The organism is Anoxybacillus gonensis (genome assembly GCF_001187595.1).
Taxonomy (GTDB): Bacteria; Bacillota; Bacilli; order Bacillales; family Anoxybacillaceae; genus Anoxybacillus; species Anoxybacillus gonensis.
Map to the genome: position 1 here is coordinate 663,128 of NZ_CP012152.1, position 18,749 is coordinate 681,876.

General features: G+C 44.1%; 27 protein-coding genes and 1 riboswitch. Of the genes, 17 read left to right on the top strand and 10 right to left on the bottom strand.

Annotated elements, in window-relative coordinates:
- Window positions 1-83: 83 nt before the first annotated feature.
- Genes AFK25_RS03625 through AFK25_RS03655 form a run of 7 tightly spaced genes read left to right on the top strand, consistent with a single transcriptional unit; the run spans window position 84 to window position 3,732 of the window.
- Window positions 84-287: a DUF1657 domain-containing protein gene (locus tag AFK25_RS03625; RefSeq protein ID WP_035065022.1), complete on the top strand. Its 204-nt coding sequence runs from the start codon at window positions 84-86 to the stop codon at window positions 285-287.
- Between the two features lie 58 nt (window positions 288-345).
- Window positions 346-801 (top strand): YhcN/YlaJ family sporulation lipoprotein, encoded by a 456-nt coding sequence (locus AFK25_RS03630; RefSeq protein ID WP_035065025.1) that lies wholly within the window; start codon window positions 346-348, stop codon window positions 799-801.
- A gap of 9 nt (window positions 802-810) precedes the next feature.
- Window positions 811-1,293, top strand: a complete 483-nt coding sequence (spoVAC, locus tag AFK25_RS03635) for a stage V sporulation protein AC (RefSeq protein ID WP_035065028.1) — start codon at window positions 811-813, stop codon at window positions 1,291-1,293.
- Window positions 1,290-2,306 carry a stage V sporulation protein AD gene (gene spoVAD, locus AFK25_RS03640; protein ID WP_035065030.1) on the top strand — a complete coding sequence of 339 codons (1,017 nt, stop codon included), beginning with the start codon at window positions 1,290-1,292 and terminating at the stop codon, window positions 2,304-2,306. The genes spoVAC and spoVAD overlap by 4 nt, the downstream gene beginning before the upstream one ends.
- Window positions 2,303-2,659, top strand: coding sequence for a stage V sporulation protein AE (gene spoVAE, locus AFK25_RS03645; protein WP_035065033.1), 357 nt, complete (start codon window positions 2,303-2,305; stop codon window positions 2,657-2,659). Before spoVAD ends, spoVAE begins: the two co-directional genes overlap by 4 nt.
- A gap of 6 nt (window positions 2,660-2,665) precedes the next feature.
- Window positions 2,666-2,872 (top strand): DUF1657 domain-containing protein, encoded by a 207-nt coding sequence (locus AFK25_RS03650; protein WP_035065036.1) that lies wholly within the window; start codon window positions 2,666-2,668, stop codon window positions 2,870-2,872.
- A 2-nt stretch (window positions 2,873-2,874) separates the two neighbouring features.
- Window positions 2,875-3,732, top strand: coding sequence for a DUF421 domain-containing protein (locus AFK25_RS03655; protein ID WP_035065039.1), 858 nt, complete (start codon window positions 2,875-2,877; stop codon window positions 3,730-3,732).
- Window positions 3,733-3,763: 31 nt separating this feature from the next.
- Here AFK25_RS03655 and AFK25_RS03660 read toward each other — a convergent pair whose 3' ends face one another.
- Both AFK25_RS03660 and AFK25_RS03665 read right to left on the bottom strand, forming a co-directional pair.
- Window positions 3,764-4,573, bottom strand: a complete 810-nt coding sequence (locus tag AFK25_RS03660) for a DUF3800 domain-containing protein (RefSeq protein ID WP_035065042.1) — start codon at window positions 4,571-4,573, stop codon at window positions 3,764-3,766.
- A 311-nt stretch (window positions 4,574-4,884) separates the two neighbouring features.
- Window positions 4,885-5,202: a thioredoxin family protein gene (locus AFK25_RS03665; RefSeq protein ID WP_035065045.1), complete on the bottom strand. Its 318-nt coding sequence runs from the start codon at window positions 5,200-5,202 to the stop codon at window positions 4,885-4,887.
- Between the two features lie 87 nt (window positions 5,203-5,289).
- Here AFK25_RS03665 and AFK25_RS03670 point away from each other — a divergent pair, with 87 nt between their 5' ends.
- The 3 genes from AFK25_RS03670 to spoVIF all read left to right on the top strand — a co-directional run bounded on the left by AFK25_RS03670 (window position 5,290) and on the right by spoVIF (window position 6,077).
- A complete protein-coding gene (locus AFK25_RS03670) occupies window positions 5,290-5,526 on the top strand; it encodes a hypothetical protein (protein ID WP_035065047.1) in 237 nt (78 codons plus the stop codon).
- Between the two features lie 81 nt (window positions 5,527-5,607).
- The gene (locus AFK25_RS14735; RefSeq protein ID WP_006322839.1) at window positions 5,608-5,736 is read left to right on the top strand and encodes a YjcZ family sporulation protein; all 129 of its coding nucleotides are present in this window, start codon (window positions 5,608-5,610) and stop codon (window positions 5,734-5,736) included.
- An 86-nt stretch (window positions 5,737-5,822) separates the two neighbouring features.
- Window positions 5,823-6,077, top strand: a complete 255-nt coding sequence (gene spoVIF / locus AFK25_RS03675) for a sporulation-specific transcription regulator SpoVIF (protein ID WP_006322845.1) — start codon at window positions 5,823-5,825, stop codon at window positions 6,075-6,077.
- Window positions 6,078-6,094: 17 nt separating this feature from the next.
- Here the strand turns inward: spoVIF and AFK25_RS03680 are convergent, their stop codons facing one another.
- Window positions 6,095-8,218: an ATP-dependent helicase gene (locus AFK25_RS03680; RefSeq protein WP_035065050.1), complete on the bottom strand. Its 2,124-nt coding sequence runs from the start codon at window positions 8,216-8,218 to the stop codon at window positions 6,095-6,097.
- A 109-nt stretch (window positions 8,219-8,327) separates the two neighbouring features.
- Here AFK25_RS03680 and AFK25_RS03685 point away from each other — a divergent pair, with 109 nt between their 5' ends.
- The 3 genes from AFK25_RS03685 (at window position 8,328) to AFK25_RS03695 (ending at window position 10,125) form a co-directional block, all read left to right on the top strand.
- Window positions 8,328-8,507, top strand: a complete 180-nt coding sequence (locus AFK25_RS03685) for a hypothetical protein (protein ID WP_035065053.1) — start codon at window positions 8,328-8,330, stop codon at window positions 8,505-8,507.
- Window positions 8,508-8,604: 97 nt separating this feature from the next.
- Window positions 8,605-9,003 (top strand): IS200/IS605 family transposase, encoded by a 399-nt coding sequence (tnpA, locus tag AFK25_RS03690; protein ID WP_035065056.1) that lies wholly within the window; start codon window positions 8,605-8,607, stop codon window positions 9,001-9,003.
- Between the two features lie 12 nt (window positions 9,004-9,015).
- Window positions 9,016-10,125, top strand: a complete 1,110-nt coding sequence (locus AFK25_RS03695; protein WP_035065058.1) for an RNA-guided endonuclease InsQ/TnpB family protein — start codon at window positions 9,016-9,018, stop codon at window positions 10,123-10,125.
- 123 nt (window positions 10,126-10,248) lie between these two features.
- On the opposite strand, the gene AFK25_RS03700 is transcribed toward AFK25_RS03695, so the two are convergent.
- The 4 genes from AFK25_RS03700 to AFK25_RS03715 all read right to left on the bottom strand — a co-directional run bounded on the left by AFK25_RS03700 (window position 10,249) and on the right by AFK25_RS03715 (window position 12,756).
- Window positions 10,249-10,926, bottom strand: coding sequence for a DUF421 domain-containing protein (locus tag AFK25_RS03700; protein WP_035065190.1), 678 nt, complete (start codon window positions 10,924-10,926; stop codon window positions 10,249-10,251).
- A gap of 129 nt (window positions 10,927-11,055) precedes the next feature.
- On the bottom strand, window positions 11,056-11,487 hold the full coding sequence (locus AFK25_RS03705) for a GNAT family N-acetyltransferase (RefSeq protein ID WP_035065061.1): 432 nt from the start codon (window positions 11,485-11,487) through the stop codon (window positions 11,056-11,058).
- A gap of 4 nt (window positions 11,488-11,491) precedes the next feature.
- Window positions 11,492-12,004 carry a YjcG family protein gene (locus AFK25_RS03710; RefSeq protein WP_021094697.1) on the bottom strand — a complete coding sequence of 171 codons (513 nt, stop codon included), beginning with the start codon at window positions 12,002-12,004 and terminating at the stop codon, window positions 11,492-11,494.
- A 59-nt stretch (window positions 12,005-12,063) separates the two neighbouring features.
- On the bottom strand, window positions 12,064-12,756 hold the full coding sequence (locus tag AFK25_RS03715; RefSeq protein ID WP_035065064.1) for an alpha/beta hydrolase-fold protein: 693 nt from the start codon (window positions 12,754-12,756) through the stop codon (window positions 12,064-12,066).
- Window positions 12,757-12,858: 102 nt separating this feature from the next.
- Here AFK25_RS03715 and AFK25_RS03720 point away from each other — a divergent pair, with 102 nt between their 5' ends.
- Window positions 12,859-13,374, top strand: a complete 516-nt coding sequence (locus tag AFK25_RS03720) for a phosphatidylglycerophosphatase A family protein (protein ID WP_035065066.1) — start codon at window positions 12,859-12,861, stop codon at window positions 13,372-13,374.
- A gap of 102 nt (window positions 13,375-13,476) precedes the next feature.
- Here AFK25_RS03720 and mscL read toward each other — a convergent pair whose 3' ends face one another.
- Window positions 13,477-13,872, bottom strand: coding sequence for a large conductance mechanosensitive channel protein MscL (gene mscL, locus AFK25_RS03725; protein ID WP_035020866.1), 396 nt, complete (start codon window positions 13,870-13,872; stop codon window positions 13,477-13,479).
- A gap of 333 nt (window positions 13,873-14,205) precedes the next feature.
- Entirely contained in the window at window positions 14,206-14,976 is a 771-nt protein-coding gene (locus AFK25_RS03730) for a DODA-type extradiol aromatic ring-opening family dioxygenase (protein ID WP_035065069.1), read from the bottom strand.
- 122 nt (window positions 14,977-15,098) lie between these two features.
- Between AFK25_RS03730 and AFK25_RS03735 the strand changes: the two genes are divergently transcribed.
- The 3 genes from AFK25_RS03735 (at window position 15,099) to metC (ending at window position 18,108) form a co-directional block, all read left to right on the top strand.
- Window positions 15,099-15,578, top strand: coding sequence for a cupin domain-containing protein (locus tag AFK25_RS03735; protein ID WP_035065071.1), 480 nt, complete (start codon window positions 15,099-15,101; stop codon window positions 15,576-15,578).
- A gap of 114 nt (window positions 15,579-15,692) precedes the next feature.
- A riboswitch (SAM riboswitch) is annotated at window positions 15,693-15,800 on the top strand.
- Window positions 15,801-15,861: 61 nt separating this feature from the next.
- Window positions 15,862-16,965, top strand: coding sequence for a methionine biosynthesis PLP-dependent protein (locus AFK25_RS03740; RefSeq protein WP_035065073.1), 1,104 nt, complete (start codon window positions 15,862-15,864; stop codon window positions 16,963-16,965).
- A 3-nt stretch (window positions 16,966-16,968) separates the two neighbouring features.
- Window positions 16,969-18,108: a cystathionine beta-lyase gene (metC, locus tag AFK25_RS03745; RefSeq protein WP_035065076.1), complete on the top strand. Its 1,140-nt coding sequence runs from the start codon at window positions 16,969-16,971 to the stop codon at window positions 18,106-18,108.
- Between the two features lie 20 nt (window positions 18,109-18,128).
- Here metC and AFK25_RS03750 read toward each other — a convergent pair whose 3' ends face one another.
- Entirely contained in the window at window positions 18,129-18,665 is a 537-nt protein-coding gene (locus AFK25_RS03750; protein WP_004891686.1) for an HD domain-containing protein, read from the bottom strand.
- Window positions 18,666-18,749 lie beyond the last annotated feature (84 nt).

Genomic DNA, 18,749 nt, shown 5'->3' on the forward strand with positions numbered 1-18,749 from the left:
CTCCTTTTAGGGGCTATTTTTTTGTATAACTTTTTCGAATGAGCGCATGCTATGTGATGAGAAAAAACAAAGGAGGTTTTTATATGACTGTTGCAAGTTCTGTCAAACAAACGTTAGCGGGGTTGAAATCAGCGCAAGCAAGTTTTGAAACGTTCGCTCTGCAAACAGAAAATGAAAAAGCAAAACAATTGTATCAACAAGCGGCACAACAAACGCAAGCGGTCGTCGATTTAGTAGCACCGCGCTTGCAAGAAATTGAACAAGAAGAGCCACAATATAAACAGTAAGTAATGCGGGTGTCCAATAAGGGCGCCCTTTCGTTACATGCATAGAAAGGTGAATGCTATGAAAAAATGGCTTGTACTCATTTCCGTTTTTTTTCTTATGAGTTGTGCAGATGAACAGAAAGAAAAAAACCAGTCGCTTCAACTAGAAAATATGACCAATGTTAGTCATAACGGAAGCGCGAAACGAAGCGACCAACAACACGCCGAAAAGGCCGTACAGATGTTAAAGGAACGGCAAGATGTGAAAGATGCGGTGGCGGTTGAGGCGAACGGACGGTTGCTTGTCGCGTATCAAGTGAAACATTTGCATCGCTTTCGCATGAAACAAATTGAAAAAGATGTACGGAATATGTTAAACGATGCGTTCGATGAAAAAGTGATCGCCTCACACGATTTAAAAATTTTTTGGAAAACGAAAGCGTTAAAAGAAAAAATTGAAACGAAACAGATGAACGAAAAAGAAATCGAAAAAGAAGTAACAATCATTCAAAAATTAAGTGAAGAACAAACGTGAGGTGAGATGATGGCAAACGAAAAGCGAAAAAATTTAACGCCCGTTCAACAAGAGTATCATCAATTTGAACAAGCGCGGGAAACGAAGCGACCGGTGTTAAAAAATTGCGTGCGTGCCTTTTTTGTTGGCGGTTTGATTTGTGCGATTGGCCAAGCGATTTCTTATTTTTACATGTACTTTTTCGATTTTACGGAAAAAACGGTCGGCAATCCGACGGTGGCGACGATGGTATTTATCGCGATGTTGTTAACCGGTTTTGGCGTATACGACCGATTGGCGCAATTTGCCGGGGCGGGAAGTGCGGTGCCTGTCACCGGATTTGGAAACGCCGTCATTTCGGCTGCGATTGAACATCGGACGGAAGGGTTTGTGCTCGGTGTCGGTGGAAATATGTTTAAGCTTGCCGGTTCAGTCATTTTGTTCGGTACGTTTTCCGCTTTCGTCGTGGCGCTCATTAAAACGATCGCGGTGAAATGGGGTGGGCTCGGATGATGAAAGGACATCGCACATGGGTGTTTGAAAACCGTCCGGTCATCGTCGCCACCGCGGCAGTCGGCGGCCCGTTTGAAGCGAACGGAAATATCGCCGATGATTTTGATTTGCTTCATGAAGACCTTTGGCTTGGGGAAGATTCGTATGAAAAAGCGCATAAAGTGCTGTTTGAAGAAGCGTTTTTTCAAGCGATGAAAAAGGCGCGCATCGAAAAGGAACAAGTGCAATTCATTATTTCTGGCGATTTAATTAATCAAATGACGCCGTCAAGCTTTGCAGCACGCACGCTTAGCACTCCGTATTTAGGTGTATTTGGCGCTTGTTCGACATCGATGGAAGCACTCGCGTTAAGCGCATTTATCGTCAATTACGGCGGAGCGAAGTACATATTAACAGGTGCTGCAAGCCATAACGCTGCCGTCGAAAAGCAGTTTCGTTATCCGACCGAATACGGTGGGCAAAAGCCACCGACGGCGCAATGGACGGTGACCGGGGCAGGGGTAGCGCTCGTCGGAAGTGAAGGAGATGGCCCACGCATTACATCGGCGACGATTGGGCGCGTCGTCGATATGGGATTGACCGACCCGTTTAATATGGGCGGGGCGATGGCGCCAGCCGCAGTCGATACGATTGAAGCGCATTTACGCGATATGCAAGTCGATGCGTCGTATTACGATTTAATTGTCACAGGCGATTTAGGAAAAATCGGCCGCACCGTCTCGCTCGATTTGTTGCGAAAAAACGGAATGGAGCTTGAAGAAGAGCGATATCAAGATTGCGGGTTAATCATTTATCGCGAAGGACAGCCGGTGTTGTCGGGAGGGAGCGGAGCGGGGTGTTCTGCGACGGTCGTGTACGGTCATTTGTTGAATCGTATGAAGCGAGGAGAGATAAAGCGCATGCTCGTCGTGGCGACAGGAGCGCTTTTATCGCCGCTGACGTTTCAACAAGGGGAAACGATTCCTTGTATTGCTCATGCAGTGGCCATTGAATATGGAGGCGATCATTCATGATAGCGATGTTTTTTTGGGCGTTTGTCGTCGGAGGGCTCATTTGTGTCATCGGACAAGTGATGTTTGATGTGTTTAAGTTGACGCCTGCGCATACGTTAAGTGCACTTGTCGTGGCTGGTGCGATTTTAGACGGATTTGGATTGTACGAGCCGCTTATTGATTTTGCAGGTGCAGGGGCAACGATTCCCATTACAAGTTTCGGTAATGCGCTCGTGCACGGGGCGATGCAAGAGGCAGAAAAACATGGCATTGTCGGGGTGTTGACGGGCATGTTTGAAGTGACGAGCTCCGGCATTTCAGCAGCCATCGTATTCGGTTTTATCGGAGCATTATTATTTAAACCGAAAGGATAGAGGGACATGACGATTGGTTCACAAGTGAAACAAAGTTTAGCGAACATGAAAGCGATTCATGCGACGTTGCAAGAGCTTGCGCTGACGTCAACGAATGAGGAGGCGCAACGAGCGTTTCATGAAGCGATGTTACAGACGGAACAAATGATCGCGGCATTAAAAGGACGCATCGCGACGCTTGAGCGCGAAGAGCCGCAATATAAGGGGATGTAAGTATGCCAGCATGGTTAGAAGTTGCGATTCGCTCGATTTGCATTTTAATTGGACTGTTTGTCATTACAAAATTGTTAGGAAAAAAACAATTATCGAAGCTGTCGTTTTTTGAATATATCGTCGGCATTACGATCGGAGATATTGCCGGGTCGATGTCGATGGATTTAGACATTCGCTTAACGGAAGGGATAACGAGCATTTTAATTTGGTCGCTTTTTCCTGTCGCCATTTCGATCATTTCGCTACGCAGTAAAAAATTTCGTGATTTCGTTGAAGGCAATTCCACCGTCTTTATTAAAAACGGCAAGATTTTAGAAGATAATTTGAAAAAAGAAAAATATACAGCCGATGAATTGCTTGAGCAGTTGCGGAAAAAAGATGTGTTTCGCGTTGCCGATGTCGAATTTGCGACGCTTGAGGCGAACGGTGATTTAAGTATTTTATTAAAACGCGACAAACAGCCGTTGACGCTCGGAGACATCAAACCGTATGTGCCAGAAGAAAAAGAACCCCAAACGGTCATTATGGACGGCAAAATTTTAGACGAACCGCTCGCAACTGCGCGCTTAAACCGCGGCTGGTTAAAAAAACAGCTCGATCAAATGGGCGTCGCTATCGAAAACGTCTTTTTAGCGCAAGTCGATTCGTACGGCCAGCTGACCGTCGATTTATATGACGACCGCATTCAAGTACCAGCACCGCAACAAAAACAACTATTGCTTGCCTCGATGAAAAAAGCAGAAGCCGATTTCGAGCTGTTCTCCTTACAAACGAACGATGCAGAAGCGAAACGAATGTACGAACAACAAGCAAAACAAATGCAGCAGCTTATTCAAAAACTGCGACCGTTTCTTATGTGAAGCCACGACACGTACGTGGCTTTTTTGGTGTTCAATCCATATGGAAATTGGGCAGCTGACAGCTCATAAATATGTTTAAATATGTTTCAAAATCTACTTCAACAAGAGAAGGAGCATTCGACCATTCAAAATAGTTGATATTTTTAATAAACGCATAGAAATTTGGATTGGACAGCAATAGCTTTATAATCAGTTGGTTTTTTTCGCGTACTCTGCGACTTGTAGGCATTTCATTTCGAATGATGCTCCTCACCATGCCCAACAGCAAGTCTACAAGTTCGATCCCTATCTGCTCTTGTTTTTTTACATACTGAGCTGACTTAACTATGAAGCGTTCGCCGCGATATATCGATTGTATATTTAGTTGTTGAAACAGCTGTGTTCTTAAATCGTATTTGGTATTATGGTACTTTGTATCATCTTCTATAAAAATTTTCGTATCCAACTGAACGTACGTGCCGTATTTTCTTAACAATCCATAAATAATTCGCTCTGGGAACTTCATAAAAATAGTCTGGTCTGCAGCATCTTCAAGAGTGTCCTTTAATTTTTTTGCGGATTCTTCGATTCTTGATTGGTTATAAGAAATGACGTTCATTTTCAACAGATAATGCTCATCCATAAAAGTATTGATGATGCGCCAAATGGAGTTTCTCTCTTTACTATCCCCATCATATTTAGTCCAATGAATGGAAACCTTCTTAATTACCTCATTAAGTTCTTGAATTTTAGGCTTTTCATAATATACCGCGGGGATGGAGAGACCTCCCATCAGATGTGGCTTCACTTGATTTTTCCCACTTTCATCAAAATAAATATTAATGGTAAATGAATGCTCCATGAAAATACCCATTTACAATTTACTAAAGTGAGTGCATAATGTAATAAATAGATGACATAAGGTAATAGTAATAAATAACTTGTCGCGCCCTAGACCAAGCGACACGTTATTTATTGCTAGGTAGTTTGCACTCACTGCGCCCTAGATTGAGCGGTGCGTGACGACTACCGCTACCATTTCAGAGAGGGTGACTTAATCCTCTCTTTTTATTTTTTTGACAATGCACCGATTTCCTTGAAGATAGATAGCTAGCTACTGGTTATGATGATGTTTGGGCATTTTATTTCAATATATACAAACAATCAGCTAAATTAGCTGATTGTTTGTAGAAACTCCTCGACTTGTTCGCGTGTTTTTGCATTGGCGCTATGCAAGTGGGCGATTTTTTCGCCGTTTTGGAATACAAGCAAGCTTGGAATGCCCATAACGTTGTACGTTTCGGCGATGTCTGGCACATCGTCGCGATTGATGTCATACCATGTAAATTGTGGATAACTAGCGATCACTTCGCCGATAAATTGATCCATGCGCACGCAATCTGGGCACCATGTTGTAAAAAACTTTACGACAACGGGCGTGCTTGAGGCGATCGCTTGTTCAAATTGTTGTGCATCTTGTAGTCGTTCCATATGACACGTCCTTTCTTTTGATTTCGTCTTTTATTTTAGCACATGTTTTCGTTTTTTACGTATGAAAAAGCAAGGGGGGAAGAGGCGATGAACAAATTGGAAAAAGAACTGCAATCGTATACGCGCGCCAAACACCAAAAGCACGATGCATTAATGAAAGCGTTTGACACATGGGGAAAAGAAGTGGAAGCGACGTTAAACCACCTTGAAAAAATAAACGGTAAGCTCTTTCAACAATTTGAAGCAAATATGGGCGATGCGGAAGCGTTTTTTGCGAAAAAAGAAAAGCAGTTTGCGCGCATGCGTCGTCAGTTTCGTGAATGAGGAGAAATTTGATGAGCGCCCATACCAAATCCATTTCGATGCATATGATGTAAGCGACAACGTTGAAGGAGGTGCAGTCTTATGGGTTACGGATATTGCGGATATGGTTACGGTGGCTACGGCTACGGCGGCGGATACGGTTCAACATTCGTGTTGATCGTTGTGTTGTTCATCTTGTTGATTATCGTTGGTGCAGCGTTCGTTCACTAAGAAGAGACGTTCCAAAGGGCATACCTTTGGAACGTTTTTTTATGTTTTTCATATGCTGAAAAAGAAAAGTGAAGGAGGTAGCGAAGATGGATCAACATTTTTTTAAAAACATTGAAAAGAAAACGGGTGTGAATATGCAAGATATTTTTGCGCTCGCCAATTCGTTGCAACATGCGAACTTTAAAGATGAAAAAACGGTGCGCGGCATCGTCAAGCGCGTCGCTCAAATTGCGAATCGTAACGTACCGAAAGAATTGGAAGATAAAATTGTGCAATCGATCGTCAATAACGGAAAACAGATCGATTTTAATACGATTGCCAACATGTTAAATAAAAAATAAGAAAAAAGCGAAAAGCCTTAGACGAGGCTTTTCGCTTTTGTTTGAAGAAAGGAAAGCAAGCGCGAGGCGTTTGCTTTTTTTAATCGGCGCATGGACGGAACGGAAATAAAAAGACGTTGTTTCGCGCGCGTGATCGCAACGTATAGAAGGCGACGTTCTTCTTCAAGCGGAGCGACATCGCCATTTCGGTATGCTTCAAGCGCATAGTCATGCGGCAATAGCCCGTCGACTGCCCCGATGATATAGACGATTGGAAATTCTAGCCCTTTTGAGCGATGAATCGTCATGAGTTGAACGCCATCGTCGCACGTTTTATTGACGTATGCTTGAACGCGTTTGACGTGAGATAGAAACGCTTGAATCGTTTTAAATTTCCGCGCGACGACTTTCATATCGCGCACGTCGTCGGATCCTTTTTCAATTGCGTTACCTTCGTTGCCGCGCTTTTTTAAAAATTCGCCTAGGCCCATCTCTTTTTCGATGAAATCGATCGCGTCAAACGGCTTCATCTCTTTCACTTTCGCGAAAAGCGGGGCGATTGTGCGTAATTTTTGTTTTTGAAACGGCGGAATGCCGTCAAGTTTAGCAAGCGCTTCAACGAGCGAACAGTCTTGTAAAATGGCGTTCGCCTTTAAGTCGTTCATAATCGTTTGTTTTAAAAACAAAACGGTGGCGACGTCGGTCATTGCTTGTTCGTCGTTTGGATCGAGCGCAAGTTGAAAAAAGCTTAACAAATAGCGCACGATGCGACGATTGTAAAACGAATCGCCGTCTGTCGTGACGGGGATGTGCAGTTGTGAAAGCCGTTCGAAGACGGCACGCGCCGATGCGTTCGTGCGACATAAAATGGCGATATCGCTTGGGTGCACACCTTGTTTCATTCGTTCTTCGATGTCACAGGCGATCATCGTTGCCTCTTCTTCTTCATCGTACGGAAAGAACAACGTCGGCATATGTACGCTATCGGTTTGAGCGTTCATTTGTTTCGGAATGCGCGTGCGACTTTTCGCAATGATACGGTTGGCGAACGATACGATCGGATGCGGTGAACGATAGTTTTCGGTAAGCTTGACGATTTTCGTGTTCGGAAAGTCTTGTTGGAATTGCTGAATAAACGATGAATCGGAGCCGCGAAACGCATAAATCGCTTGGTCATCATCGCCAACGGCGCAAATATGATGCGTGTGGGACGCAAGTAGTTTCATCGTCTCGTATTGCACGCTGTTAATGTCTTGAAATTCGTCGATTAAAAAGTAATGAAACCGTTCGTGATATTGTCGCAATCGTCTTTCGTCCGTCCGTAACATGTCATAGCACGCGTATAACATATCATCAAAATCAAACAATTCGAGCTGTTGTTTTTTCGCTTCATATTGTTTGTACAATTGCACAACGCGCTCGTCCCATTCGTTTTCAATGGTGATGGTGTGAAGGGGCGTCAGCGTATTTTTCCAATATGAAATACGTTGCATCGCTTCGTCGTACGGAAAATCACGTTCATCGATGCCGATGTCGCGGCCGATTTCTTTCATCATCTTTTCTTTTTGCCAGTCGCGAATGAGCCGTTCGTGTCGCCAACGGAACGGATCGGCATGTTGCAACATGCGATAAAATAGGCTATGAAACGTGCCAACGGTCGGGATGTTGTCAAGGTTGTACGACTGCAGTCTGTCGACTAGCTCTTTTGCTGCTTTTGTCGTAAAGGTGACGATCATCATGTTTTTCGATTGAATGCGATGATGTGCGATCATGGCGGCAGCGCGCGTCGTTAACGTGCGCGTTTTTCCGCTTCCAGCACCCGCAAGCACAAGAAGTGGACCTTCCACGTGTTGAACGGCTTCGTATTGCTCTGTATCGAGCGGGATACCGCATACGGTCATTTGTTTTTTTTCTTTCGTTTGAAACGGTTCGGTTGGGCGAATCGAGATGATGTTCGCTTGTTTTCGTTCTTCTTTTATACAAGCATTTGACACATGATAAAAGTGCGGGGCATGTTCAATCGCTAAATGAAAGCGAACGACTCCACCGCACATCGGGCACGTCCATTTGTTGCGTAAACTTTGTTCATACACGAGCTCATATTTTTCCCTTGGTAACGTATGAATGTCAAACAACTTGCCGTTATATTGCGCCTTATTCATCGCTTGAACTCCTTTGTGTAACGTCAACGTCTATGTTAACAAAACATACAATAAGAGAAAAGGAGTTTTTTGTTGGTTGGCGAATATATAAACAAAGGAGGCGATTTGTATGCACATCCCACCGATTCGTTCAAACCCGCTTCATGTTCCGCGCGTCACAAACATACAACGAGCAACAAACGAGAAAAAACAACAAACGTCCCAAAAGAAAAAACGACCTCAAGATCGTTCTTTAACTTCCCTCCGAAAGAAGTCTCCCACTTCTAAACGAAGTGAAAGTGGGAGATGAATTTCGGTTAGGTATAGCCTAAAATTGTCTCTTTTTTGTGTGTTATGATATAATCAGTATATAATCAGTTTTAGAAAAATGAAAGGCTGTTGTATCAATGAAATTAGACAATAATAACCATTCAGTGTTCCTATTGTATTATCATCTTGTGCTGGTTGTAAAATATCGCAGACAAGTGATTGATGATACCATATCTGACTATGCAAAAGATATGTTTGTAAGATTGGGTAAAAATTACAATATTTCCTTGGTCGAATGGAATCACGATATGGACCATGTGCATATTTTGTTCAAAGCACATCCAAATAGTGAATTATCAAAGTTCATCAATGCCTACAAAAGTGCAAGTTCTCGACTGATCAAAAAGCATTTTCCGCAAGTGAAAAGAAAACTGTGGAAAGAATATTTTTGGTCAAGAAGCTTTTGCCTGCTTACAACGGGTGGTGCGCCCATTGAAGTAATAAAAGAATATATAGAAAATCAAGGTATGAAGTGATGTGGTGTCGATATGGCAAACAAAGCCTATCAGTTCCGCCTATACCCAACAAAAGAACAAGAACAACTGCTCGCCAAAACCTTCGGCTGTGTCCGTTTCGTGTATAACAAAATGCTTGAAGAGCGCATACAAATGTTTGAAAAGTTCAAGGACGATCAAGAATCCTTGAAACAGCAAACATTTCCGACCCCTGCCAAGTACAAAAAGGAGTTTCCTTGGCTAAAAGAAGTGGACAGCCTTGCGCTGGCAAATGCTCAACTAAATTTGCAGAAAGCGTTTCAACACTTCTTTTCTGGCCGCGCTGGATTTCCCAAGTTCAAAAACCGCAAGGCGAAACAGTCGTACACCACAAATGTGGTAAATGGCAACATCAAGCTCTCAGATGGCTATATCAAGCTGCCCAAACTGAAATGGATCAAGCTCAAGCAACATCGGGAAATTCCTGCCCACCATATCATCAAGTCTTGTACGATCACGAAAACCAAAACAGGAAAATACTATATTTCTATTCTCACAGAGTACGAACATCAACCTGTGCAAAAAGAAGTGCAAACGGTTGTGGGGCTTGACTTTTCCATGAGTACGCTGTATGTCGATAGCGAGGGTAAGAGAGCCAATTATCCTCGATTCTATCGCAAAGCATTGGAAACATTAGCAAAAGAACAGCGTAAATTGTCTCGTAAAAAGAAAGGCTCGAATCGTTGGCACAAACAGCGTCTGAAAGTAGCGAAGCTGCATGAGAAAATTGCGAACCAGCGCAAGGACTTTCTGCATAAGGAGTCGCACAAATTAGCGAAACGGTATGATTGCGTGGTCATCGAAGACCTCAACATGAAAGGGATGTCACAAGCCCTCCATTTCGGTCAAGGCGTTCATGACAACGGCTGGGGCATGTTCACCACTTTCCTTCAGTACAAGCTGGCCGAACAGGGGAAGAAGCTGATCAAAATCGACAAATGGTTCCCCTCGTCCAAAACGTGTTCGTGCTGCGGTCGAGTCAAGGAGTCTCTATCGCTTTCTGAACGGACATTCCGCTGTGAATGTGGATTCGAGAGCGACAGGGACGTCAATGCGGCCATCAATATCAAACATGAGGGAATGAAACGATTGGCGATCGTCTAATTTGTCCTCGAACCGTGGGGCACACGGGGATCGCTCGGTCAACTTCCCATCATGAGATGGGATTACCCGAGAAGCCCCCACCTCTAAGCGAAGCGTAGGTGGTGGGAGTATGTCACAAAAGCGTTAGTATGATTGTACGTGCATGCCTTTGCCGTCTTGCCATTCGGCGTATAAAATGTCGCTATAGTTTTCAAAGCCAGCATGGCGCATATGTTTTTTCAGCCATTGTTCGTCCCAGCCGTTTTCACGTAAATTGTCCCAAATGACTTCCCCGTCGATAATGACCGTCACAGGCAATACCGCTTCAGATGCAGATATGTTGTGGTCTTGGCGTGTCGGTTGTTCGTATGGGGCTTTTTTCATGACGCTTACGGTTCCGTCTGTTTCTAAAATGGCGTATTCGACTTCGCGAATGGAAAAGACGTTGCGAGAGCGAAGTAAATGTTGCAGTTGGTTTAAATCAAGCTTCGTTTTTTTCAATGCGTCATATAAAATTTTTCCTTTCGAAATGACGATTACCGGTTTTCCTTCGAGCAATTCACGCAGTTCTTTTTTCTTTTGCGTAATCATTTCAGTTGCGTAAATTAAAAGTCCCCAAAGAGCGATTGCGAACAATACTTGCGCAAGTCCGACATTTGCATCGTATAGTCCATTTCCGATAAGCTCTCCGAGAACGAGGGCGGAAATGAAGTCAAATGGTGTAATTTGCGTAATTTGTGTCCGTCCGAGTATTTTCGCCATAATAAACAAGGCGATATAACCGACAATGAGTTCGACTGCAATTTGTCCAAATTCGTTCATCACGCTAATCCTTTCTTCTGTCGCTTCTTTTGTTAGTATGCCAAGGGAAAAAGAAAACATGCGACTGTTAGTATGTCAAGTGTCGCTTCTTTTGTTAGTATGCCAAGGGAAAAAGAAAACATGCGACCGTTATGATCGCATGTTGATTGTTTTTACCATCGTCACATGAGGAATGCCGGCATCAAGAAAGACGTCGGATACCGTTTCGTAGCCGAGCTGTTTATAAAACGGTTCGGCGTGGGTTTGCGCGTTTAATTTTACTTTTGTAACGTGCTTTGTTGCGTATTGCTCGATCGCTTCCATGATGCGTTTGCCAAGGCCGCGTCCGCGATAAGCAGGGAGGACGCAAATGCGTTCAATTTTACCGACGTCGTCAATCGTTCGGAAGCGTCCTGCCGCAATCGGTTTGTCATCGTCGTATAGTACGAAATGAATGGACGTTTGTTCAAATGCGTCAATTTCTTCCTCTTCCGACACCCCTTGTTCGTCAATAAAGACGGCGCGGCGAACGATCAGGGCGTCGCGCCAAAGCGTTTCCTCTTGTCCGTATTTGACGTACATATGATTATTCCTTTCCGAGATGAAATGTTTCGTATGCCGACCAAGATCCGTTGTCAAGCTGATATAACAGATGGAAGCGGTCGACTTGTTCTTCAAAATGGACGGACTGCATGTTAAAGCGTCCGAATACGTCGGAATATTCGTCGTTTGATAAATCGCGTGCGATCGTAATGTGCGGTACGAACGCATAGTCCGTTTGTTCGATAAACGGTGGACGATGTAATTTTTCATGTAGTTTGATGAGCGGCTCTGTTTTTTCCACTTTTAAATAAATGACATTGTTGACTGGATAAAACGAACTAAATTTCGTGACGCGCAACGTGAATGGCTCTGTTTCGCGCGCGACGTTGCGAAGTTGTTGAACGAGCTCATTGAGCTTGTCCTCTTCCACCTCAAACGCATACTTTAACGTGATATGCGGTGGGATTAAGGCGTAGTGAGAGTCGTACCGTTTACGATACGAATTTGCAAAATCTTGAATTTTTTTTGATGGAAAAATCGCGATACCACATTTCATGCGATTTCCTCCTTTCGTCATTATATTTATATATTATAACAAATTTTCGGAAAATACTGTTACATTTCAATAACTTTTTTTAATCCGATCGGTAAATCCGGTTGCCAGTATGTCCATGAATGATCGCCGTCAAACTCGTGGTAATGATAGCGAACTTGTTTTGTTTGAAGAACGTGAGCAAGCGCACGATTTGGTTCAATGAAATTACGGACAGCACCGTCTGTCGTTTTGACTTCGGTCTCTTTTATGCCGATGGAATGATAAAGCGCAAGCAAATGCCAATCCGTAAATGATTGGACATGCGCCATGACATCGTCGTTCACATACGGCGACTGCATGACGACTTTTCCGAACGTATGTGGGTATGTCATCGCAGTAAGAAGCGAAACGGTTCCCGCAAGCGAATCACCGACGAGAATGCGAGTGGATCCCATTTGATATGTTGAAAAATGTTCATCAACGAGTGGCACGAGTTCGTTGGCGAGAAAGCGCATGTACGCTTCGCGTTTTTTTCCATTCGGATGATATTTTTCATAGCGATCTGACACATCGCGATACGGCACGCCGATCACGACAGCGCGCACGCCAAGCTCGTCAATGACGCGCCCGATTTTTCCAAACATAAAATAATCTTGACCATCTTGTGCGATGATGACGAGATGTTTATAAAGCGGTGTAACAGGTTTTGAACAGTACACAGGTAGCGCCAGTTCTTCGTTTAAATGTTGGCTGTGAAGTTTTAACTCTTGCATGTTCTCCCATCCTTTTACGACGTTGTTCTTTTTTATCGTACCACATTTCTGCATTTTTTGTCGTTGCGTGATATAATGGGAGAACGAGAGGGGGAATAAAACATGAAGCGTATATCAAGCAAAGAAGTGTATGAAAAAACGTTGCAGTTATTAACAGAACGTGGGGTAACGATTCCAGCCATTGCTGAGATTGTATATGAAATGCAAAGTCCGTATAATAAAAATTTAACGATGGCAGAATGTATCGAAAGTGTAGAAAAAGTGTTACAAAAACGCGAAGTACAACATGCGATTTTAGTTGGTATTGAGCTTGATAAACTCGCAGAGCAAGGGATGCTGTCGGAGCCGCTTCAGACGATTGTTGAAACGGATGAAGGGTTGTTTGGTGTCGATGAAACGTTAGCGTTAGGGGCGGTCCTCGGATACGGAAGCATCGCGGTGACGACATTTGGTCATCTCGATAAAAATAAAGTCGGAATCATTAAGCAGCTTGATACGAAACGTGGCAAAGGCGTGCATACGTTTTTAGACGATTTAGTCGCAAGCATTGCCGCAAGCGCCTCTGGTCGCCTTGCGCACAACTTGCGCGACGAGGAAGAAGCTGCGTTGAATGCGTAAAAAAAGCCGTAAATCCGCATGGGTTTACGGTTTTTTTACGGAAAAAATGTGAAATATAAACGGCTTGCTTATTATGCGAATGAAGCCCCCAAACTTTGAGGGCTACGGTGTTTCTTTTTGCTGTTTTAACAAATCGCGAATTTCTGTGAGTAGTTGTTGTTCTTTTGTCATCGTTGGTGCGGTTTGTTTCGTTTCTTCTTGTTTTTTGATTCGCTCGTGCAAGTTGTTTAAAAGTTTGACAAATAGAAAAATCGAAAAGGCGATAACTAAAAAGTCAACGACGGTTTGAAGAAACGCCCCGTATTTCACTTCCGCTTCGCCGACTTTCCAAGATAACCCGCTAAAATCAATGCCGCCTAAAATAAGACCAAAGAGCGGCATAATGATGTCGTTGACGAGAGAAGAAACGATTTTCCCGAACGCCCCACCGATAATGACCCCGACAGCTAAGTCGATGACGTTGCCCCGTACTGCGAATTTTTTAAATTCTTGCCACATAGGAAACCGTTACAGAAAACTTACAAGACTGTTTCCTTCCTTGTTCATCGCGCCCGATTTCGCGAAAAGCTACTCTCGTTTCTTTGACGCTCCGAAGTCAAGTTTCTTGATGTTTTCCGTTTTTCTGTAACGGTATTCACCTCCCTCTGTTTCAACTTTATTCTTTTCGTACTTCCGCAATAGTCCTCGTCTTTTGCTTATTGTTGGGCAGAAGCATGACTTTGTACGTGCGAATCATCTTCTCCCAGCCCCTTTTTGACTTTTTTCACATAAAATGATCATCAGATTTTTATAAATATTTATACATTTATTATTAACAGTCAAAAGCCTCCTTTAAAATGATACAGCCATTAAACTTAAGCTTCCGTACTCGTATGCTCGAAATAAGACGCGTGGAGCTTCTTTGCGGTCGCCTGCTCCGTAGGCGATCCAGTACGGTGCTAAATGTTCTGGTGTTGGGACAGCTTGTTTCGCATAAGGGGCTTTTTCTTCATAGTGAAATACGTCTTCGCTTTGAGCGGATGATTGAGCAAGCAACCAATCATCGAAAGCAACAGCCCAAGAATCTGCTTTCGTTTGTTCATCCCAGCGAAGCGCCATTAAATTGTGCACTGTGCCACCGCTGCCGAGAATCATGACACCTTCGTCACGCAACGGGCGGAGTGCCTCTCCGAGTTGAAACAATTGCTTTGGTGTCCACCACGGAACGACAGATGCTTGGATGATTGGAATGTTTGCCTCTGGAAATAGTCGGCTTAACAATACCCATGAACCGTGGTCAAGTCCACGTGTTTCATCGACATTGACGATAGGTGAGACGTGTTTGAATTGATGTTGGACGCGCTTTGCCCATTCGACTGAACCTTGTGCAGCATAGGTTACTTCATACAATTCACGTGGGAAGCCGGAAAAGTCATAAATCATCTCATACGTTCCAGCGATCGACGAAACGGTCGGTTGGCGTGTCATCCAATGTGCAGTAAAGACGACGATAGCTTTTGGATGCATCTGTTTTCCGAGCGTTGTTAAAAACGATGTATATGCGCTATCTTCAATCGCTAACATCGGTGATCCATGCGCAAGAAATAAAGCAGGTGCTTTCATTATCTCACTCCTTTTTCTTCAATGTACCATATATATTTCTGATTTGTCGATTTTTGCATCCGAGGCGCATGGTCGGGCAGTTGTGCATAACATGACGATGAATATGAAAAAGAGGTGAGAACATGTATTATTACTATCCGCATTACGTGTATCCAATGTATCCATATCCGATCATGCCTTATCCGCTTCCACGAGAATATACGGAAGATTACGGACCGAACCCGTTTGTCATTCAAATTGAAGAAGCGACGAAACGAAACAATATGTTCCGTACGACGTTATGGACAGGTCCGCATTTACAAGTGACGTTAATGAGCTTGCGTGTTGGGGAGGATATTGGTTTAGAAATTCATCCGGGCGTGGATCAATTTTTACGTATTGAACAAGGCGAAGGGATTGTACGGATGGGGAAAAAGAAAAACGAGCTAACGTTTGAACGACGAGTGGGCGACGGTTCTGCTATTTTTGTCCCTGCTGGAACGTGGCATAATGTAATAAACATTGGAAACGTTCCGCTAAAATTGTATTCCATCTATGCACCGCCACAACATCCAGCGGGTACCGTCCATCCGACAAAAGCCGATGCTCTTGCGGCGGAATGAGAGAAAAGACTTGGGGGAAGCCCTCACGTGTTGGAAAAGGATAAAAAATAGTTGCAATTTTTCGGAAAATAAGATACATTAATTAAAAATCAGAAAATTCAATATCGTTTTACGTTCTTATCAAGAGAAGGGGAGGGACTGGCCCGATGAACCTTCAGCAACCAGCCGAAAGCGGTCAGGTGCTAAATCCAGCGAATTGGCGTTCAATTCGGAAGATAAGAAGAAGCGACTGTAAAAGCCTTCTTCTTTGAAGGCTTTTATTTTTTAGAAAGGAAGAGAGCGAATGAGTCATGTGGAAACGATATTAGCACAAATTGGCAATCGAAGCGAGACGACGACAGGAACGGTCAATCCGCCTGTCTATTTTTCAACAGCGTATCGGCATGAAGGGATCGGACAGTCGACAGGGTACGATTACATTCGTACAGGAAACCCGACGAGACGTATTGTCGAGGAGGCGATTGCGCAGTTAGAAGAAGGGGATCAAGGGTTTGCATGTAGCTCAGGCATGGCGGCGATTCAAACGTTGTTTGCGTTGTTTGAAAGCGGCGATCATTTCCTCGTTTCGGCCGATTTATATGGCGGAACGTATCGGCTATTTGAAAAAGGGTGGAAGAAATACGGTTTGTCGTTTACATACGTCGATTTTCGCGATCTCGATGCGGTAAAGGCGCATGTGACGGACAAAACGAAAGCGATTTTTTTAGAAACGCCGACAAATCCACTTATGCAAGAGGCGGATATTGAAGCGGTGGCAACGTTTGCGAAGCAATATGGGCTGCTTCTTATTGTTGATAATACGTTTTACACCCCTGTGTTACAAAAGCCATTAACGAAAGGGGCGGACATCGTCATTCATAGCGCGACAAAATATTTAGGCGGACATAACGACGTGCTTGCCGGGCTCATTGTTGCCAAAGGAAAAGAGCTGTGCGAGCAACTCGCGATGTATCATAACGCGATCGGGGCGGTGTTATCACCGTTTGATTCATGGCTGTTAATTCGTGGCATGAAGACGCTTGCGCTGCGCATGCGTCAGCACGAACAAAACGCGAAAGCCATTTATGAATTTTTAACACAACACGAAGATGTGACCGATGTGTTATATCCGGGGAGAGGCGGCATGTTGTCGTTTCGCGTGCGCGATGAAAAATGGGTGAATGCTTTTTTACGAGGTTTAAAGCTCATTACGTTTGCGGAAAGTTTAGGCGGTGTCGAAAGTTTTATTACGTATCCCGCAACGCAAACGCATATGGATATTCCAGAGGATATTCGCATCGCCAACGGGGTATGTAATCGTTTGTTACGTTTTTCGGTCGGCATTGAACACGATGATGATTTAATTGCTGATTTAGCACAAGCGTTTCAGCGTATGAAAGAGGTGTGAAAAGTGGATATACAAACAAAGCTCGTTCACAATCAATGGCAAATTGATACGCAAACGGGGGCAGTGAGTGTCCCGATTCATCATGCGTCGACGTTTCATCAGTTTGATTTTGATACGTTTGGCAAGTACGATTATAGCCGTTCTGGCAACCCGACGCGTGAGGCGCTTGAGGAAACGATTGCGGAACTGGAGGGGGGCGTCAGCGGTTTTGCGTTCGCATCGGGCATGGCGGCCATTTCTACGGCATTTTTATTATTGTCAAAAGGCGATCACGTACTGATTACCGATGACGTATATGGTGGAACGTATCGCATCATCACGGACGTATTGAGCCGATTTGGCATTGAACATACGTTTGTTGATATGACCGATTTAGATGCGGTGGCGCGTCACATTCGTCCAAATACGAAAGTCATTTATATGGAAACGCCGTCCAATCCGCTTTTGAAAATTACAGATATTCGTGGGGTTGTGAAGCTTGCGAAAGCGCACGGTTGTTTGACGTTTTTAGATAATACGTTTGCGACTCCTTTGTTGCAGCGTCCGCTTGATCTCGGTGTCGATGTCGTTTTGCATAGCGCAACGAAATTTTTAGCAGGTCATAGCGATGTCATTGCTGGACTTGCGGTTGTGAAAGACGAGCGTCTCGCAAAACAGCTTCGCAAACTGCAATATTCGTTTGGGGCCGTGCTCGGTGTGCAAGATGCGTGGCTTGTGTTGCGTGGATTAAAAACGTTGCACGTTCGGTTAGAGCATTCGTCTCGTTCAGCTATGCAATTGGCGCAATTTTTACATCGTCATCCGAAAGTGGCACATGTATATTATCCAGGGCTTTCGCATCATGAGGGGCACGTCATTCATCGCGAACAAGCGCGCGGATTTGGGGCGGTGTTGTCGTTTGAATTGGAAGATGAACAAGCGGTGCGGACGTTCGTCCAACATGCGCACATTCCCATTTTTGCGGTCAGTTTAGGGGCGGTCGAATCGATTTTATCGTATCCAGCGAAAATGTCGCATGCGGCGATGCCGAAAGCGGAACGCCTTCGTCGCGGCATTACGGATGGTTTGTTGCGCATAAGCGTTGGACTTGAGGCAATGGATGATTTAATGGCCGATTTTGAACAGGCGTTATCGTATGTATAGGCTAGGTATAACACCTAGCCTTAGCTAATTTGGTCGAGAGCGTTACGTTGTAGTTGTTGTTCGACCATGCGATCGAGCTGTTGAATTTTTTTTAAAGCGAGTTCGTCATCGATTTGGCGATAATGATGTTTGCCACCCGGTTCTTCATCTGCTTCATCGGCGAGCTTCACGATCGTTTGAAGCGGTTTTCGTTTTAGTTCTCCTTCTGGAAGATACGAATCGGTATGAAGCAAAATGGCGAGGGCGATTTCTTTGGCGTGTTGAGGATGTTCACCGAGTCGAATAAGCAGTTTATGCGCTCGCTCCGCCCCTTTAATCGCATGAATGTCGTTTTGTTTATATGTTTCATAGTCCCATGTTCCATTAGAGTACCATTCATAATGCCCGATATCATGAAGCAATGCGGCTTTTGTCGCTAAATCAACATTCACTCCATATTGCAAGGCAAGGCGATACGCATGATATGCGGTCGCAATGGCGTGCGCGACGCCTGAACGTTTTAAATATTTTTGGGTGATGGGGTGAAGGAAGATGTCAGTTAATGTGACACGTCTCATAGCTCACCATCCCTTTCGAATGTTTTTCTAATCATCATACCACGTCTACTTTTAATATGGCAATACATATTTTTTTCGTTTTTT